20 protein-coding genes are annotated in these 15,604 nt (G+C 71.0%); 12 read left to right on the forward strand and 8 right to left on the reverse strand.

Annotation, left to right across the window (positions count from 1 at the left end):
- The first annotated feature begins 31 nt into the window (after window positions 1-31).
- A complete protein-coding gene (locus ACWEJ6_RS16260; RefSeq protein ID WP_452424368.1) occupies window positions 32-646 on the forward strand; it encodes a TetR/AcrR family transcriptional regulator in 615 nt (204 codons plus the stop codon).
- Here the strand turns inward: ACWEJ6_RS16260 and ACWEJ6_RS16265 are convergent.
- Complete coding sequence (locus ACWEJ6_RS16265) at window positions 621-1,283, reverse strand: DUF998 domain-containing protein (protein ID WP_452424370.1); 663 nt, start codon at window positions 1,281-1,283, stop codon at window positions 621-623. The two genes, ACWEJ6_RS16260 and ACWEJ6_RS16265, sit on opposite strands and share 26 nt — an antisense overlap.
- 249 nt (window positions 1,284-1,532) lie before the next feature.
- On the opposite strand from ACWEJ6_RS16265, the gene ACWEJ6_RS16270 reads away from it, so the two are divergent.
- A complete protein-coding gene (locus tag ACWEJ6_RS16270) occupies window positions 1,533-2,183 on the forward strand; it encodes a DUF1707 SHOCT-like domain-containing protein (RefSeq protein ID WP_387677115.1) in 651 nt (216 codons plus the stop codon).
- Window positions 2,184-2,189: 6 nt separating this feature from the next.
- On the opposite strand, the gene glpX is transcribed toward ACWEJ6_RS16270, so the two are convergent.
- Window positions 2,190-3,224: a class II fructose-bisphosphatase gene (gene glpX, locus ACWEJ6_RS16275; RefSeq protein ID WP_352325444.1), complete on the reverse strand. Its 1,035-nt coding sequence runs from the start codon at window positions 3,222-3,224 to the stop codon at window positions 2,190-2,192.
- Between the two features lie 248 nt (window positions 3,225-3,472).
- On the opposite strand from glpX, the gene ACWEJ6_RS16280 reads away from it, so the two are divergent.
- The 3 genes from ACWEJ6_RS16280 to ACWEJ6_RS16290 are packed head-to-tail and all read left to right on the forward strand — an operon-like array spanning window position 3,473 to window position 4,887.
- Window positions 3,473-4,081 carry a TetR/AcrR family transcriptional regulator gene (locus ACWEJ6_RS16280; RefSeq protein ID WP_387677121.1) on the forward strand — a complete coding sequence of 203 codons (609 nt, stop codon included), beginning with the start codon at window positions 3,473-3,475 and terminating at the stop codon, window positions 4,079-4,081.
- 11 nt (window positions 4,082-4,092) lie between these two features.
- Entirely contained in the window at window positions 4,093-4,623 is a 531-nt protein-coding gene (locus tag ACWEJ6_RS16285) for a DUF4245 domain-containing protein (RefSeq protein WP_452424373.1), read from the forward strand.
- 36 nt (window positions 4,624-4,659) lie between these two features.
- Window positions 4,660-4,887, forward strand: coding sequence for an exodeoxyribonuclease VII small subunit (locus ACWEJ6_RS16290; RefSeq protein ID WP_352325447.1), 228 nt, complete (start codon window positions 4,660-4,662; stop codon window positions 4,885-4,887).
- A gap of 4 nt (window positions 4,888-4,891) precedes the next feature.
- Here the strand turns inward: ACWEJ6_RS16290 and ACWEJ6_RS16295 are convergent, their stop codons facing one another.
- Window positions 4,892-5,305 carry a nitroreductase family deazaflavin-dependent oxidoreductase gene (locus ACWEJ6_RS16295; RefSeq protein ID WP_387677126.1) on the reverse strand — a complete coding sequence of 138 codons (414 nt, stop codon included), beginning with the start codon at window positions 5,303-5,305 and terminating at the stop codon, window positions 4,892-4,894.
- 83 nt (window positions 5,306-5,388) lie between these two features.
- On the opposite strand from ACWEJ6_RS16295, the gene ACWEJ6_RS16300 reads away from it, so the two are divergent.
- On the forward strand, window positions 5,389-6,012 hold the full coding sequence (locus ACWEJ6_RS16300) for a TetR/AcrR family transcriptional regulator (RefSeq protein ID WP_452424375.1): 624 nt from the start codon (window positions 5,389-5,391) through the stop codon (window positions 6,010-6,012).
- Here the strand turns inward: ACWEJ6_RS16300 and xseA are convergent.
- Together xseA and ACWEJ6_RS16310 are read right to left on the reverse strand one after the other, a co-directional pair.
- On the reverse strand, window positions 5,990-7,192 hold the full coding sequence (gene xseA, locus ACWEJ6_RS16305; RefSeq protein WP_452424377.1) for an exodeoxyribonuclease VII large subunit: 1,203 nt from the start codon (window positions 7,190-7,192) through the stop codon (window positions 5,990-5,992). The genes ACWEJ6_RS16300 and xseA overlap by 23 nt on opposite strands.
- A 26-nt stretch (window positions 7,193-7,218) precedes the next feature.
- Window positions 7,219-8,292, reverse strand: a complete 1,074-nt coding sequence (locus tag ACWEJ6_RS16310) for a hypothetical protein (RefSeq protein ID WP_452424379.1) — start codon at window positions 8,290-8,292, stop codon at window positions 7,219-7,221.
- Window positions 8,293-8,392: 100 nt separating this feature from the next.
- Between ACWEJ6_RS16310 and ACWEJ6_RS16315 the strand changes: the two genes are divergently transcribed.
- Window positions 8,393-9,358, forward strand: coding sequence for a 4-hydroxy-3-methylbut-2-enyl diphosphate reductase (locus tag ACWEJ6_RS16315; RefSeq protein WP_387677138.1), 966 nt, complete (start codon window positions 8,393-8,395; stop codon window positions 9,356-9,358).
- On the opposite strand, the gene ACWEJ6_RS16320 is transcribed toward ACWEJ6_RS16315, so the two are convergent.
- Entirely contained in the window at window positions 9,355-9,864 is a 510-nt protein-coding gene (locus tag ACWEJ6_RS16320) for a DUF6542 domain-containing protein (RefSeq protein ID WP_358294442.1), read from the reverse strand. The two genes, ACWEJ6_RS16315 and ACWEJ6_RS16320, sit on opposite strands and share 4 nt — an antisense overlap.
- Window positions 9,865-9,878: 14 nt before the next feature.
- Entirely contained in the window at window positions 9,879-11,135 is a 1,257-nt protein-coding gene (locus tag ACWEJ6_RS16325) for a DNA recombination protein RmuC (RefSeq protein WP_387677142.1), read from the reverse strand.
- Between the two features lie 95 nt (window positions 11,136-11,230).
- Here ACWEJ6_RS16325 and ACWEJ6_RS16330 point away from each other — a divergent pair, with 95 nt between their 5' ends.
- Window positions 11,231-11,956 (forward strand): hypothetical protein, encoded by a 726-nt coding sequence (locus tag ACWEJ6_RS16330; RefSeq protein WP_452424382.1) that lies wholly within the window; start codon window positions 11,231-11,233, stop codon window positions 11,954-11,956.
- An 11-nt stretch (window positions 11,957-11,967) separates the two neighbouring features.
- Complete coding sequence (gene ychF / locus ACWEJ6_RS16335) at window positions 11,968-13,044, forward strand: redox-regulated ATPase YchF (RefSeq protein WP_352352936.1); 1,077 nt, start codon at window positions 11,968-11,970, stop codon at window positions 13,042-13,044.
- A gap of 14 nt (window positions 13,045-13,058) precedes the next feature.
- Here ychF and ACWEJ6_RS16340 read toward each other — a convergent pair whose 3' ends face one another.
- Window positions 13,059-13,358, reverse strand: a complete 300-nt coding sequence (locus ACWEJ6_RS16340) for a hypothetical protein (protein ID WP_452424384.1) — start codon at window positions 13,356-13,358, stop codon at window positions 13,059-13,061.
- A 197-nt stretch (window positions 13,359-13,555) separates the two neighbouring features.
- On the opposite strand from ACWEJ6_RS16340, the gene ACWEJ6_RS16345 reads away from it, so the two are divergent.
- From ACWEJ6_RS16345 to ACWEJ6_RS16355, 3 genes are all read left to right on the forward strand, one after another.
- Complete coding sequence (locus ACWEJ6_RS16345) at window positions 13,556-13,855, forward strand: hypothetical protein (protein WP_352352934.1); 300 nt, start codon at window positions 13,556-13,558, stop codon at window positions 13,853-13,855.
- Between the two features lie 623 nt (window positions 13,856-14,478).
- Window positions 14,479-15,231, forward strand: a complete 753-nt coding sequence (locus tag ACWEJ6_RS16350) for a conjugal transfer protein (protein WP_352352933.1) — start codon at window positions 14,479-14,481, stop codon at window positions 15,229-15,231.
- A gap of 81 nt (window positions 15,232-15,312) precedes the next feature.
- Window positions 15,313-15,558 carry a hypothetical protein gene (locus ACWEJ6_RS16355; RefSeq protein ID WP_352325464.1) on the forward strand — a complete coding sequence of 82 codons (246 nt, stop codon included), beginning with the start codon at window positions 15,313-15,315 and terminating at the stop codon, window positions 15,556-15,558.
- The last annotated feature ends 46 nt before the right edge of the window (window positions 15,559-15,604 follow it).

Below are 15,604 nucleotides of genomic sequence, written 5' to 3' on the forward strand. Positions count from 1 at the left end.
GGTCGGATCCGCCGGCGGATAGGGTGCCTGGGTGAGACGGGGCTACGCGACCGGCGAGGCACGCAAGGAGCGCATCCTGGCGGTCGCGCTGCTGGAGTTCGCCGAGCACGGCTACCGCGGCGCCTCGCTGGCCCGCATCGCCGACCGGGTCGAGCTCTCCCAGGCCGGGCTGCTCCACCACTTCAGGAGCAAAGAGCGTCTGCTCGTCGCGGTGCTCGACTACCGCGACGAGCTCGACCGGCGCAGGTTCGGGCCAGGGCGCGACGGCCACGACGGCGGCCACGACGGCGGCGCCGCCGCGCTGCGCGCCCTGGCCGACGTCGTCGACCACAACGCGCGGGTGCCGGGCCTCGTCCAGCTCTTCTCGGTGATCAGCGGCGAGGCGGTGACCCCCGGCCACCCCGGCCACGAGTGGGCCAGGCGGCGCTACCGGCGGCTGCGCGCCGACGTGGCCGCCGCGCTGCGCGCCGGCGTCGAGCGCGGCGAGTTCCGGGCCGGCCTCGACGCCGAGGCCCACGCCGACCGCCTGATCGCGATGATGGACGGCCTGCAGACCCAGTGGCTGATCGACCCCGGCCAGGTGGACATGGCGGCCGTCTTCCGCGGTTACGTGGAGGACCTCATCGCCGCTCTACGGCCCGCCTGACCGCCCGCACGGGCTCGGCCTCCGCCAGCCGTCCGGCCGCCCACACCCCGAGGGCCAGCAACGCGGCCACCTCGGTCACCGCCAGCCCCCGTTCGACCAGGCCGAGGGGCATGACCCGGTACCACGGCAGCCCGTGGCGGGCGCCGATCAGCACCGCCGCGCCGATGCCCACGACCCACAGCGCCGAGCACACCCCCAGCCCGAACGCCACCATCGCCGACCTGCGGCGTTCCCGCTGCCGCCAGGGCCGGGCGATGACCAGCGCGGCGAGCGGCAGGCTGAGGAAGGCCACGAAACTGCCGACCCGGTGGATGCTGCCGCTGGTGCTCGGCCCGACCGCCCAGTCGTGCTTCTGGAAGGACGCCGTCAGCAGCAGCCCCACGCTCCAGGCCATGAGCGCGACCGTGCCGACCGCCCCGGCCAGCCGCTTGCGCGCCAGCGAGACGCCGATGGCCGCCGACCCGGCCGCGAGCAGCCCCACGGCGAGCCCGAAGATCCACCCGTCGGGGCCGAGGCCGTGCTCGCTGATCGTGCGCCTGAACGGGTTCGTCTCGTCGAGGCTGGTCAGATCCAGGCCCGCGATCACGGCGATGCCCACCCCCGCCGCACCGAGCCCCCATCGCGCCGGTTGGTGCACGCCCGCCTCCCGGGATCAGCGGTCAGAAGCCTGTCGCGTGGATCAACGGCGGGAAACGCCGGACGATTCCGGCGTACGGCCATCGGCACGCCGATCGGACGATTCCGGCGCACGGTCACCGGCACGCCGAGGGGAACGGAGAGCCAGGTCGGGAGATCGGCGCGTTGCTCGGGCGGATTCGCCGATGTGCGCCCTGTTGGTCCGTTCTTGGGCGAGCGAATACCCGGGCCGCCGGATATCGTCAGAAGTGTGAACGAACGCGCGGGATCGTGGTTGCCGAAGCTGCAGGAAGTCGGAGAGCGGCTTGCTGAGGAGTTCGTGACGTCCCGGCGCGCACCGGCCGCGCCCGGCCTGCCGCAGCCGCACGAGCTGCGCGCCTCCGACGCCGACCGAGAACGCATCGCGCAGGTGCTCCAGGACGCCCACGCCGACGGCCGGCTCGACCTCGTCGAGCTGGAGGAGCGGCTCGGCGTCGTCTACTCCGCGCGCACGCTCGGCGACCTCGCCGGGCTCACCGCCGACCTGCTCCCGGCCGAGGAGCAGCCGCTGAACCTCGACGGCCGGCCGGTGTCGGCCATCTTCAAGAAGGAGCAGCGCGGCGGGCGCTGGGTGGTGCCCGCCGAGCTCGACGTCACGGCCATGTTCGGCACGACCAAGCTGGACTTCCGCGACGCGATCCTGCAGAACAGCCGGATCGTCATCAACGCCACCCTGGTCTTCGGCGGCCTGGAGATCCACGTGCCGGAGGACCTTGAGGTGATCAGGGTCGCCAAGGGGGAGACCGTCCGCCTGACCAGGCAGCCGGTCGAGCCCGGCGGGCCCGTGGTCGAGGTGCGCACCACGAACTTCGCCGGCGACATCAAGATCAAGGAACCGCCCAGGCGCAGACGCCGCCGCTGAGCCGGGTCAGCCGGCCGTGTCGAAGTTGATCGCGCTGTAGGCGCGCAGCTTCCAGAGCTGGTGCTCGCTCTCGATCTTCCTGATGGTCCCCGACCGGCCGCGCATCACCAGCGAGCTGGTCACCGCCGCGCCCGACCTGAACCGCACGCCCTGCATCAGCTCGCCCTGGGTGATGCCGGTCGCGGCGAAGAACACGTCGTCCGACCTGACCAGGTCGTTCGTGGTGAGCACCTGGCTGAGGTCGTGCCCGGCGTCGACGGCCTTGGCGCGCTCGGCGTCGTCGCGCGGCCACAGCCGGCCCTGGATCACACCACCAAGGCACTTCAGCGCGCACGCGGCCACGATGCCCTCGGGCGTGCCGCCGATGCCCAGCATCAGGTCGATGCCGGTGCCCGCGCGGGCCGCCATGATCGCGCCGGCCACGTCGCCGTCGACGATGAACTTGATCCGCGCGCCCGTCTCCCTGATCTCCTTGACCAGCTTCTCGTGCCGCGGCCGGTCCAGCACGACCACCGTGACGTCGGACGGCGAGCAGTGCTTGGCCCGGGCCACGGCGTTGATGTTGTCGGCCACCGACGCCTCGATGTTCACCACGTCGGCCGCCTCCGGCCCGGTGACCAGCTTCTCCATGTAGAACACCGCGGACGGGTCGTACATCGAGCCGCGCTCGCTCACCGCGATCACCGACACCGCGTCCGGCATGCCGAGCGCCGTCAGCCTGGTCCCGTCGATCGGGTCCACCGCCACGTCGCAGTCGGGGCCGCTGCCGTCGCCGACGCGCTCGCCGTTGTACAACATCGGGGCGTGGTCCTTCTCGCCCTCCCCGATGACCACCACGCCGTTCATCGACACCGTGTTGATCAGCTGGCGCATGGCGTTGACCGCCGCGCCGTCGGCGCCGTTCTTGTCGCCGCGGCCCACCCAGCGGGCCGCGGCCATGGCGGCCGCCTCCGTCACGCGTACCAGCTCCATCGCCAGGTTGCGGTCGGGGGCGTGCTCGCCCGTCGCGAGCGCTGCCGGTACCGACGTCTGATCGGACATGATGAGCCTCCTCGTTGAGAACTCTCTCGATCGTAGTTGCCGGTCTATTCCCGGTCAGAGGGGGATAATCTGCCCAGTCCGGCTCAGCTCTCTGCACAAGGGCCGCCACGCGATGGTCAGGGACCGGCGAAAAGGGATATCTATATGGGTGCCCCGCATGACGGAGACCGGATTTTGCGCCATATCGCGTGCGCGTAGGAGATCTCGCCTCCACCATGGACATGCGCCCCCGCCGTGGAGGAGATCGAATGAGCGAAGTGGAACACGCGGTGACCCAGCCTCGCACGTCCGAGCGGGGGGCTGCGACGCGGAGCTCGCTGCTGGCCGCCGCGCGGGAGGTCTTCGTCTCCAAGGGGTTCGCCGAGGCCGGCGTGACGGACGTCGTCGCCAGGGCCGACGCCAGCGTGGGCAGCCTCTACCACCATTTCTCCGGCAAGGCCGACCTCTACCTCACGTTGTGGGAGGAATGGCAGGCCCGCCAGGCCCAGCGCACCAAGCAGGCCGCCCGTACGGCCCGCGCCGCCGCCGAGGGCGACCCCATGCGGGTGTTCATCGACGCCGCCCGCGCCTACCTCGAAGGCTGCCTGGAGGAACGCGAGCTGGCCGCCCTGTTCCTGCGCGGCGACGGCCCGCCCGGCTTCGAGGTGGTCATGCGCGACCGGCTGCGCACGTGGGCCCAGCGCAACGCCGCCCTGTTCGAGGACGAGCCCGCGCTCGTCGTCGTGGTCACCGGAGCCCTGGCCGCGGCCGTCAGCGAGATCGTCTTCTCCGGCGACCGCGCGATGGTCGACGACGTGCTGGCGATCATCGGCCAGATCAGGCCCGCCGCTTCGGCGACCGCGCCCTCCAGCGGGTAACCTCGCCAAGTGTGCGACGGTTCAGCCAAAGTTTCTACGGCTACGCGGTAGCCCTCTTCGTGTGCCTGGCGGGCGTGGGGCTCTTCATGCTCGTCGCCCCGCAGAGCCGCGAGGAGCACATCCCGCGGCTCGACTACTCCATCACCGTCGCCAACTTCGGGCACGACGTGCCCTACCAGGTGTGGTCCCCGCAGAAGGACCCGGCGGGCTGGGTGCCCAACAGCAACAGGATCGCCAAGGGCGAGAACGGCGCTCAGGTGCTCTACCTGGGCTACGCCACCGCCGAGCGGCAGCACGCCATGTTCGCCCAGAGCGACGAGAAGCCGGCCGCCGAGTTCGCCAACCGCATGACCGGCATCGCCAGGCCGTCCGGCAGCCAGCAGGTGGGCGGCGTGACGTGGGAGAGGCGTTTCCGCGAGGACAAGAACCAGCGCTCGCTCGTGCGGGTGCTCCCCGACGTCACCCTCGTCATCACCGGCACGGCCGACTGGCCCGAGCTGACCGAGCTGGCCGGGCTCCTGCAGCAGCGCGCCAAGGGATGACCCTGGCCGGGCGCGGCGGCGTCTAGGGTGGTGGCCGTGGCAGACGAGAAGACACCTTCGTACGAGCAGGCCCGCGAGGAGCTGACCGAGGTGGTGCGCCGCCTGGAGACGGGCGGGCTCACCCTGGAGCAGTCGATCGAGCTCTGGGAGCGCGGCGAGCGGCTCGCGGCCGTCTGCGAGGAGTGGCTGCAGGGCGCCCGGGTCAAGCTCGCCGCCGCCATGGCGAGGCGCTCGGAGCCGGGCGCCGACGACGCCCCCTTCTGATCCGTCAGGAGGCGGTGCGGTTGAGCGCCACCACGGGGATGCGGCGGCTGGTCTTGGCCTCGTACTCCGCGAAGCCGGGGGCGATCTCGACCATGCGGGCGTAGAGCCGGTCGCGCTCGTCGCCCTCGATGAACTCCGCCTTCACCTCGAACGTCTCGGTGCCGATCTCGGCGGTCGCCGCGGGGTTGGCGCGCAGGTTGTGGTACCAGGCCGGGTGGTTGTCGGCGCCCGCGTTGGAGGCGATGATCACGTAGCGGTCGCCGTCGGCCAGGTACATCACCGGCGTGGTCGTCGGCTTGCCGCTCTTGGCGCCCGTCGTGGTGAGCAGCACCAGCGACGCGCCCTCGAACATGCCGCCCACCCGGCCCTCGTTGGCCCGGAATTCGTCAATGACCTGCTGGTTGAACGAGTTGGTCATCCTCAGCTCCTCATAATCGGAGAGTTCTCCGATTCGGAGAATACCGGAGAGCTCTCCGTTCACAAGGGAGTTATGCTCCAGGCGTGTGCGCACGTCCCCTGCTGCCCGTCGTCGGGCAGCCCCAGCCCGAGCGGGCCGACGCCGCGCGCAACCGCCGGAAGATCATCGAGGTGGCCGCCGCGATGATCGCCGAGCGCGGCGCCGACGAGCTCTCGCTCGACGAGGTGGCCAAGGCCGCCTGCGTCGGGGTGGGCACCGTCTACCGGCGCTTCGGCGACCGCGTGGGGCTCGTCCTCGCGCTGATCGACGAGCGGGAGCGGCGCTTCCAGGCGGCGTTCCTGAACGGCCCGCCGCCGCTCGGGCCCGGCGCGCCGCCCACCGAGCGGGTCACGGCGTTCCTGCACGCGCTGGTCGATCGCATCGTCGAGCAGCAGGACCTGTTCCTGCTGCTGGAGAACGGGCCGGGCAAGGTGCGCTACAGCGGGCCGTACAAGGTGCATCAGGTGCATCTGGCGAGCCTGCTCGCCGCGGCCCGGCCGGGGGCCCACGCCGCCTATCTGGCCGACGCGCTGCTCGCGCCGGTCACCGCCTGGCTGATCAAGTTCCAGCGGGAGGAGCGCGGCATGACGGTGGAGGACGTCAAGGCCGGCCTCGCCGACCTGGCCGCCGCCGTCGTGCGGGGCCCTAGTCCTCCGTACGGACCGTGAGCCGGTCGTCGCTCAGCCTGATCGTCAGCGGGGAGCCCGGCGGCACGTCCTTGGCCAGGCGCACGACCTCGCCCGACGGATGTTGCACGATCGCGTAGCCGCGCTCCAGCGTGGCCGCGGGCGACAGCGCGACCAGGCGGGCCCGCAGGTGCGTGAGGTCGTCGGCGGCCCGGTCAAGCGAGCCGGTCAGCGACCGCCTGGCCCGCTCCCGCAGCGCGTCGACCTGCTCGGCACGGCGTTCGAGCTCGCGCACCGGATCGGCCAGCGACGGCCGCGAGCGCACCGACGTCAGCCAGGACATCTCGCGGTCGAGCCAGCCGTTGAGCACCCGCCGCCCGCGGTCGCGCAGCTGGCGGACCAGCGCGAGCTGCTCGCCCACGTCGGGGACGACCTTCTTGGCGGCGTCGGTGGGCGTGGAGGCGCGTACGTCGGCCACCAGGTCGAGCAGCGGGCTGTCCTGCTCGTGACCGATCGCGCTGACCACGGGGGTGCGGCAGGCGGCCACCGCGCGCACGAGCGTCTCGTCGGAGAAGGGCAGCAGGTCCTCCAGCGAACCACCGCCGCGGGCCACCACGATCACCTCGACCTCGGGGTCGGCGTCGAGCTTGCGCAGCGCCTCGGTGACCTCCCCGACCGCGTACGGCCCCTGGACGGCCACCTCCTCCACCTTGAACCGCACAGCCGGCCAACGGCGGCGGGCGTTCTCCAGCACGTCGCGCTCGGCGGCCGAGTCGCGCCCGCAGACGAGCCCGATCGTGCCCGGCAGGAACGGCAGCCGCCGCTTCCTGTCGGCGTTGAACAGCCCCTCGGTGGCCAGCAGCCGGCGCAGCCGCTCCAGCCTGGCCAGCAGCTCGCCCACGCCGACCGGCCGGATCTCCATCGCCGTGAAGGCGAACGAGCCCTTGTTTACCCAGAAGTCCGGCTTGACGTGCACCACGACCCGCGCGCCGTCGGAGGGACGCGGCTCGGCGGCCTCGTAGACGCCGCGCGGAGCCGTGACCCGGGCCGAGACGTTGGCCACCGGGTCACGCAGGGTCAGGAACACCGTGCCGCCGCGCGCGCTCAGATCGGTGATCTGGCCCTCGACCCACACCGTGCCGAGCCTGCCGATCCAGCCGCCCACCATCTGCAGGACCGTGCGGATCGGCAGCGGAGACTCGGGTGTGGTCTTCGAGGTCATGGCGGAAGACTACGGGTTCGCTACGACTACTCCCCGGTCTGCAGCTTGGCCAGCCGGTTCTCGAACATGCGGACGACCTCGTCGCGGGCCTGGGTGGCGCGCTCGTAGGCGAGGTAGTCGCCGATCTGCTGGGCGGACTTGCCGCGCATCCTGGCCCGCAGCGAGGCCACGGTCAGCTCGGAGTAGCCGGGCAGCGGCTCGGCCAGGTCGTCGGGGACGACCTTGGGCTCCGCCACGGGGGCGGCCGGCTCGGTGACGGCCTCCGCGGCGGCCTTGAGCACGCCGTCCTGGGGCGCGGCGGCGGGCGTGGGCTCCTCGGTGACCTCGGTGACGGCGGCGGGCTCGGCGGCGGCCTTGGCGGCCTTCGTCGCCTTCGCGGGCTTGGCCGGCTTGGCGGTGGTGGTGGTCGCGGCGGCCTTCGTGCTCTTGGCGGTCTTCGTGGCCTTGGCGGTCCTGGCGGGCTTCGCGGCGGGCTCGGCCGCGGGCGCGACCTCAGCCGCGACATCCGGCTCGACCTCTGCGGCCTTGACCTCTGCGGCCTTGGTCTCGACGGCCTTGGTCTCGGCGGTCGGCTCGACCTCGGCGGCGGGCTCGGCCTCCGTCGGCGCCTCGGCCTTGACCTCGGCCTTCGCGGGCGCCTCCGCCTTGACCTCGGCCTTGGCCGGCGCGTCGGCCTTCGCCGGGGCCTCCGTCTCGGCCGCGGCTTCCGGCTCGGGCTCGGTCTCCGGCTTGGTGGCGGTCTTGCCCGCGGGGGCGAAGATGACCGGGTCCGGCTTGCTCTTGGCCGACCCGTTGGGCGCGGCCTCCGGACGCGGCGTGAAGATGACCGGCTCCTTGCGCGCCGGCTTCTCCTCCTCGGCCGGGGGAGCGGCGACCTGCGCGGCGGCGGAGGGACGGGACTCCTGCTCCTCCTCCTGCTCCTCCTTCGTGCCGAGCCCCTTGATGGAGTTCTTCACCCGGTCCACCACCAGCAGCGCCTGCCCGGCCGCGCTGAGCGTGGTCTGGACGACGAGCAGCGGCAGATCCTTGGCCTTCTCCTTGAGTTCGTCCTTGTTGGTAACGGTTCTGGCGATGTTGCGTATCACGTCGCTGAGGGACATGACGTCTCCCTGGGAGGTCTGTATTGGACGGCCAGTCTGGCAAACGGCGGGCGACCACGCACGCGCAGCCCTGATGGCCGCTCCACGTAGCATAAGAAGTATGGAGCCCCAGACCCCCACTTCCCGCCGAGTACTCGTAGCCAAGCCGCGCGGCTACTGTGCCGGAGTCGATCGAGCCGTGGTAGCGGTCGAGAAGGCTTTGGAGCAGTACGGCGCGCCGGTCTACGTCCGCAAGCAGATCGTGCACAACACCCACGTCGTCAAGACGCTGGAGGCCAGGGGCGCCATCTTCGTCGAGGAGACCGAGGAGGTGCCCGAGGGCGAGATCGTGGTGTTCTCGGCCCACGGCGTCTCGCCGGCCGTGCACGAGGAGGCCAGGCAGCGGGGCCTGCGCACCATCGACGCCACCTGCCCGCTGGTCACCAAGGTGCACAACGAGGCCAAGCGGTTCGCCGCCCAGGACTACGACATCCTGCTCATCGGGCACGAAGGCCACGAGGAGGTCGAGGGCACCTCGGGCGAGGCCCCCGACCACATCCAGCTCGTCGACGGCCTCGACTCGGTCGAGAAGGTCCAGGTGAAGGACCCCGACAAGCTCGTGTGGCTGTCGCAGACCACCCTGTCGGTCGACGAGACCACCGAGACGGTCGCCCGCCTCAAGGAGCGCTTCCCCACCCTGATCGACCCGCCGAGCGACGACATCTGCTACGCCACCCAGAACCGGCAGGTCGCGGTGAAGGAGATCGCCGCTGAGGCCCAGCTCGTGATCGTGGTCGGGTCGGAGAACTCGTCCAACTCCAAGCGCCTGGTCGAGGTGGCCAAGGACTACGGCGCCGAGGCCGCGTACCTGGTGGACAACGCCGGCTTCATCCAGGACGAGTGGCTCGACGGCGTCACCACGGTCGGCGTGACCAGCGGCGCGTCGGTGCCGGAGGAGCTGGTCGACGAGGTGCTCGCGCGGCTGGCCGGGCACGGCTTCGGCGACGTGCGCGAGGTCGAGTCGGTGCCGGAGAGCATGCGCTTCGCGCTCCCGCACGAGCTGCGCAAGGACCTTCGCGCCGGCTAGTCGTCGCCGCGCGGGGTGCCGTAGACCTTGGGCTCGAAGTAGCCCTCCGGCTCGGGCACGAACGGCTGGCGCGGGCGCGGCATCTCCGCGCCCGCCTTCAGCTCCTCGCGCAGCTCCCGCACGTTGTCGCGCAGGCCGCGCCGCCAGGCGACGGCCAGCACGACCGCCGAGCCGGCGAACAGCCAGGGAGCGCCGCGGGTCAGCGAGCCGTACAGGCCGAGGGCCAGCGACTGCATGATCGACACCGAGCCGAACGCCCGCCCGAGCTCGACGAAGAGCGTCGCGCAGAAGAACACCAGCGGCGGCGTGACCACCAGCGACAGCAGCTCGCGCTTGTTGACCAGGAGCACGCCGAGCAGGCTCGACACCACGAACGCGGCCCCCACCAGGTAGGACAGGCCGAGCACCGCGGTCAGGACATAGCCCGCCAGGGTGGCGACCAAGGTGAGCGCGATGGCGCCGCGAGCGGTCAGCCTGACGCCAGAACGCCTGCCCTTCTCTGCCACTGTCCCACCCCCGTTTACGGCGACCCGCCTGCCAACTTACCGTTCGAGTGCGAAATCAGAGACGTGGTTTCGAGCAGTTCGGGCGAGGCCAGGGGTCTCGGCAGCCCTTCGAGCATGTCCGGGGCGTCCAGGTCGCCGTCCACGACGCCCAGATCGTTGAGTTTGCGTGCGGTGACCAGGACGCGGCTTTCGAGCGAACCGACCGACTTGTTGTACGCCTCCACCGCCCGCGTCAGCGCCTTGCCCAGCGACTCCACGTTCCTGCCGAGGGACGACAGCCGCTCGTACAGCTCCTTGCCCAGCTCGAACACCGCCCGCGCGTTCTCGCTCAGCGCGGCCTGCTGCCAGGCGTAGTGGGCGGTGCGCAGCATCGTGATCAGCGTCGTCGGGGTGGCGATGTGCACCCGCCGCGCCATGGCGTACTCCAGCAGCGCGGGGTCGCGTTCGAGCGCGGGCGCGAGGAACGCCTCGCCCGGGATGAACAGCACCACGAACTCCGGCGAGGGGTTGAACCCCTGCCAGTACGCCTTGGCCGCCAGCCGGTCGACGTGCTCGCGCACGTGCCTGGCGTGCGCGTCGAGCCGGACGGTGGCCAGCGACTCGTCGCCCGCCTCGGCCGCCTCCAGGTAGGCCGCGAGCGAGACCTTGGAGTCGACCACGATGTTCTTGCCGCCGGCCAGCCTGATCACCATGTCGGGACGCATCGCGCCCTCGACGACCTGCTCCTCGAAGTCGCAGTGGCGCTGCATCCCGGCGATCTCGGCCACCCGGCGCAGCTGCAGCTCGCCCCACCGCCCGCGCGCCTCGGGCCGCTGCAGGGCCCTGACCAGCGCGGTCGTCTGCGAGCGCAGCTGCTCGTTGCTCTGTTGCACGAACTCCATCTGCTTGGCCAGCTCCGCCCGAGCCGCCCGCTGCCCGGCCTCGGTGTCGCGAAGCTGCGACTCGACCCGCGCGAGCGCGTCCTTCAGCGGCTCGACCAGGTGCTCGACGGCCTGCCTGCGCTGGTCGAGATCGCCGGCGGCCTCGGCGCGGCTGGCCGACAGCCGGGTCTCGGCCAGTTCGAGGAAACGCACGTTGTTGACGTCGAGGGCGCGCGTGGACAGGGCCTGGAACCGTTCGGCGAGCTGTTCCTCGACGTAGACCAGCTTCTCGGCGGCCGACCTGGCCCGCGCGTCGGCCTCGGCCACCCGCACCGCCGCGCGGGTCCTGGCGACCAGGAAGCCGACGAGGAGTCCGAGGGCGAGTCCGATGAGCAGCGAGACGACATCCACTCCAACGATGATTGCAGCACATCGCGTCTGGATCTTCCCGACACGCTTGCGGAATCCGCTTGTGCGCCGACTGATCCGTCACGCACAGTATTGGGATGGCTACCGGTACGAGGCTCGCCGTCGCCGTGTCCGCGGTGTCGGTCGCCCTGATCGCCCTGGCCGGAGCCGTGATCACCGGTCCCGGGGCCGAGGGGCCGGCGGCCACCCGCCCGACCCTGCGCTGGACGCCCGGCGCCTGCGTCACCGACCGCTACGCGCTGATCCCCTGCAACGGCGGCGACTTCGAGGTGCTGGCCATCGCCCACGACCCGCCGCGGCCCGCCGACTGCCCCGACGACACCGACGACGTGCTGCGCATCGGCCTGGGCCGCACGGCCTGCGTGCGGTCCTTCCTGGCCCCGCACGCCGGCGTGCCCGGCGGTGGCGGCGGCCTGCTCAGGCCCGGCGACTGCGTGGCCCTCGACGGGCGGGAACGCCCGTGCGCGGGCGCCGGCTGGTACGGCAGATCCGTCGCGATCGCCTCGACCGCCGACGAATGCCCCTCGTCCACCCTCGACACGCTCGAAAGCGGAGCGAACGTCGTCTGCCTGGGCCCCGGCGGTCAGGTGCTCGCCGAGGGCGCGTGCGTGGCCAGACCGCCCGCCGACGTCGTCGCCAGGTCGGCCGTGACCAGGGCCGCCTGCGACTCGTCGGCGGCCTGGGCCCGCGTCGTCTCCTTCGAGAGCACGCCAGCGGCCTGCCCGGCCGGCGTCCAGCGCTACCTGCGCGCGGCGCCCGGGACCTACCGTCCGGTGACCTGCCTGCACCTGCTCAGCAAGTAAACTCGCTGTCCGTGAGCCTTTCCATCGGCATCGTCGGCCTGCCCAACGTCGGTAAGTCCACGCTTTTCAACGCGCTGACCAAGACCGGCAACGCACTCGCGGCGAACTACCCGTTCGCCACCATCGAGCCCAACGTGGGGATCGTGGGCGTGCCCGACGACCGCCTGCCCAAGCTGGCCGAGATCTTCGGCTCGGCCCGCATCCTGCCCGCCAAGGTGGAGTTCGTCGACATCGCGGGCCTGGTCAAGGGCGCCTCGGAGGGGCAGGGCAGGGGCAACCAGTTCCTCGCCAACATCCGCGACACCGACGCGATCTGCCAGGTCATCCGCGTCTTCGGCGACCCCGACGTCACGCACGTCGACGGCGAGATCTCCCCCAAGCGGGACATCGAGACCATCAACACCGAGTTGATCATGGCCGACCTGCAGACGGTCGAGAAGGCCGTGCCGCGCCTGCAGAAGGAGGCGCGCAACAACAAGGACAAGAAGGCCGCGCTGGAGGCCGCCGAGGCCGCGCTGGCCGTCCTGGAGACCGGCAGGACCATCTTCGAGAGCGGCCTCGACCGGGAGGAGCTGCGCGAGCTCCACCTGCTCACCGCCAAGCCCTTCCTCTACGTCTTCAACCTCGACGCCGACGAGCTGACCGACACCGCGCTCAAGGAGCAGCTGTCGGCCATCGTCGCGCCGGCCGAGGCCGTCTTCCTCGACGCCAAGATCGAGTCCGAGCTGGTCGAGCTCGACGAGGAGGAGGCCCTGGAGCTGCTCCAGTCGGTCGGCCAGGAGGAGTCGGGCCTGCGCCAGCTCGCCCGGGTCGGCTTCGAGACGCTGGGCCTGCAGACCTACCTGACCGCCGGCCCGAAGGAGACCAGGGCCTGGACGATCCGCAAGGGCGCCACGGCGCCCGAGGCGGCCGGCGTGATCCACACCGACTTCCAGCGCGGCTTCATCAAGGCCGAGGTGGTCTCCTTCGACGACCTGGTCGAAGTGGGCTCCATCGCCAGCGCCCGGTCCGCGGGCAAGGCCCGCATCGAGGGCAAGGACTACGTCATGCGCGACGGCGACGTGGTGGAGTTCCGCTTCAACGTCTGATCCGCCGGCCCGCGCTATCCGAGCAGCCCGCCGAGCAGGGCCGCGGGGCCGCCGCTGAGCGGGCCGCCGCCCCCGCTGAGCGGGCCCCCGCCGCCGTTGCCGGCGGGCTTCTTGTCGAAGTGGATCATCTCGTTCGCGTACGTGCCGCCCTGGCACACGGCCTTGCCGCGGCCGACGGGGGAGACCTTGCCGCCCGCCTCGGTGCACTCGCTGTCGGTGACCCAGGAGGGCGCGGCGGCGGCCGGGGAGGGCGCGCAGAGGGCGAACGCGGCGAGCGCGGCGGCGGGCAGGAGGGCGGCGGCGAGGCGACGCATCACATCAGTCCAATCACGGTGGGCTAACTTTCGCTACGCTAGGTTACCGGCGGATCGCCGTCGAAAGCCCATCGTCCGGATGACGAACGCGCAGGCCCCTCCGGGATTATGTGATTCCGGGACAACTGACGCGTCAACCACTTTGGGTCCCTACGCGTCGAATCGTCACGGCGTTCACGCTGACTCGGGAGGCCCTCATGATCCGACGCATCATCCGGAAACGACGTCCGGCGCCCACCCTCGCGGGCATCAGCCTGGAGGAGGAGCTGGCCCTGATCAGGGTCGAGCTCATGTACGGGCTGCGCGTCAACCGTGAGGCGTACCTGCGCAGGAAGGTCGACGAGCGCAACGAGCTGGCCAGCCGCATGCGGGAGCGGGACGCCGCCTCGATGCTCGCCGACCTGCGGGGGTCGCTGGAGCGCGCGGTGTCGCCCACGGTCGTCGACCTGCACAGCCGTCGCCGGGCACGCACGAGCCAGGACCCCGAGCCCGCCTGAGCCGAGACTGTCGTACCCCCAGAAGTGGTGCGTAACACCCTCTGTCCTCCTCTCATGCCAAATGCGCAGGTCGTGAGCATCTATGCCTGTTTTGGACAGGAATCCATGTCTGCCGCGCTAGGCGGAAATGGGCGTCTGGCCTGGTCAAATGGTGATTCCGCCAGTAAGTGACGGGAACCGGCGCTGACGTCTGCCATACGGATCCGGTTTGCCGTCAGGGCGGTCATGCCTGCAGCATGGGCGTGGCTTTCCTGGAAGAATGGCGGGACCGGATAGGGTGACTACTTCACCGCGGATGATGGGGATCGGCAACGGACGACACCGCGCCAACCGGGGGGATCGGCGCGAGCGGAGGCGTGATGGCTCGTAGGTCTACCGTCCAGCACGATCCTCGGATCGCTGGCGAGCCCGAGCTTTCCGCGCGCCCGGACATGGCTGACTTCGACGCGCCGCCCTCGCGCAGGCCGCGTCGGGGCGGCTGGTCCGGTGGCGGCGGACGGTGGCTGGTCTGGGCCGGCCGCATCATTCTCTGGGCGCTTATTGTGGTTATCGTGGTGAATGGGATTCGTGCCCCATTTGAGCGGTATACCCAGCAAGAGCCCACGACGACGAATGGCGCCGCCGTGGCGCACAAGGGATTCCCCGCTGACCAGGGCATGGCTTTCGCCGCCCAGTTCGCAGGGGTCTATCTGAATTTCAGCCCGGAAGACGCGGCCAGCCGCACCAGGAAGCTCGCCGCGTTCCTGGCCGAGGGCATGGACGCGCAGATGTGGTGGGACGGCTTCGGCAAGATGGCCGCCGTCGCGATCCAGCCGTACGACATCGAGGCGACCGACGCCCAGAACGCCGTGGTCAGCGTGGCCTTCCAGTCCGGGCCGCGCCGGCTCATGCTGTCGGTCCCGATCTACTACTCCGGCGACGACAACGGCAGGCGGTTCGTCATCGCGGGCCGTCCGGCGATCCTTCCCGCGCCGGCCCCGGCCGACCTGCCGCAGCTCGCGAAGCCGGAGACCGACGACGCGGCGGCGGCCGAGCTCAAGCCGCAACTGGAGGGCTTCTTCAAGGACTACGCCTCCGGCGACACCGCCGGGCTGCAGCGCTACGTGGCCGCCGGGAAGACCCTGCCGAGCTTCGGCAGCGCCTTCACCTTCGCGGAGCTGAAGGACATCGTGGTGCCTGTGGGGGGTGCCACCCGAGAGATCCAGGCGGTCGTGGTGTGGATCGTGCCCAACGGCGACGCTCCGGCCACGCCGAGCGCCACCGACCCGGCCGCCGTCGGCGGGCGGCTGGAGCAGGCCTACCGCCTCACCGTGGAGAAGCAGGGCGACAAGTGGTACGTCGCCGACATCCGCGGCGCTGGTCGGGCCGTTGGATAGACGCACGACCGCGCTGTTGTTCGGTACCCCCCGGGAGGACAAGAAGTGACGTTGAAGACCGTAGTGCTCACCTTGATCGAAATGTCGCCGTCGCCGTCGCCGACCGGCATTGACACCGGAGGGCTCGCCAACTTCCTGCGTGCCTTCTTTGCCCCGTTGTTCCTGGTAGTCGTCTCCGTGGTCGCGCTCTTCTTCCTCTTCACCCGCGAGATCACGCGTTTCGTCCAGTTCCTCATCCTGGCTGTGGCCATCGGAGTGATCTTCTACGTGCCCAACATCATCGAGGTGACGGCGAAGGCGATCGCGGGCGCTCTCGGCATCAAGTAAAGGGTTGAGACCGCTCCAGGGCGGTCATGTACGAGCGGGTGGAGAG

Source organism: Nonomuraea sp. NPDC004702, assembly GCF_053601695.1.

What these genes read in the sequence shown, in the direction of transcription:
- glpX (WP_352325444.1), bottom strand. Translation starts at nt 3,224, where the DNA reads ATGTCCGATCAGACGTCGGTACCGGCAGCGCTCGCGACGGGCGAGCAC.
- ACWEJ6_RS16330 (WP_452424382.1), top strand. Translation starts at nt 11,231, where the DNA reads ATGGCTACCGGTACGAGGCTCGCCGTCGCCGTGTCCGCGGTGTCGGTC.
- ACWEJ6_RS16310 (WP_452424379.1), bottom strand. Translation starts at nt 8,292, where the DNA reads ATGTCCCTCAGCGACGTGATACGCAACATCGCCAGAACCGTTACCAAC.
- xseA (WP_452424377.1), bottom strand. Translation starts at nt 7,192, where the DNA reads ATGACCTCGAAGACCACACCCGAGTCTCCGCTGCCGATCCGCACGGTC.
- ACWEJ6_RS16340 (WP_452424384.1), bottom strand. Translation starts at nt 13,358, where the DNA reads ATGCGTCGCCTCGCCGCCGCCCTCCTGCCCGCCGCCGCGCTCGCCGCG.
- ACWEJ6_RS16345 (WP_352352934.1), top strand. Translation starts at nt 13,556, where the DNA reads ATGATCCGACGCATCATCCGGAAACGACGTCCGGCGCCCACCCTCGCG.
- ACWEJ6_RS16295 (WP_387677126.1), bottom strand. Translation starts at nt 5,305, where the DNA reads ATGACCAACTCGTTCAACCAGCAGGTCATTGACGAATTCCGGGCCAAC.
- ACWEJ6_RS16315 (WP_387677138.1), top strand. Translation starts at nt 8,393, where the DNA reads ATGGAGCCCCAGACCCCCACTTCCCGCCGAGTACTCGTAGCCAAGCCG.
- ACWEJ6_RS16280 (WP_387677121.1), top strand. Translation starts at nt 3,473, where the DNA reads ATGAGCGAAGTGGAACACGCGGTGACCCAGCCTCGCACGTCCGAGCGG.
- ACWEJ6_RS16355 (WP_352325464.1), top strand. Translation starts at nt 15,313, where the DNA reads ATGTCGCCGTCGCCGTCGCCGACCGGCATTGACACCGGAGGGCTCGCC.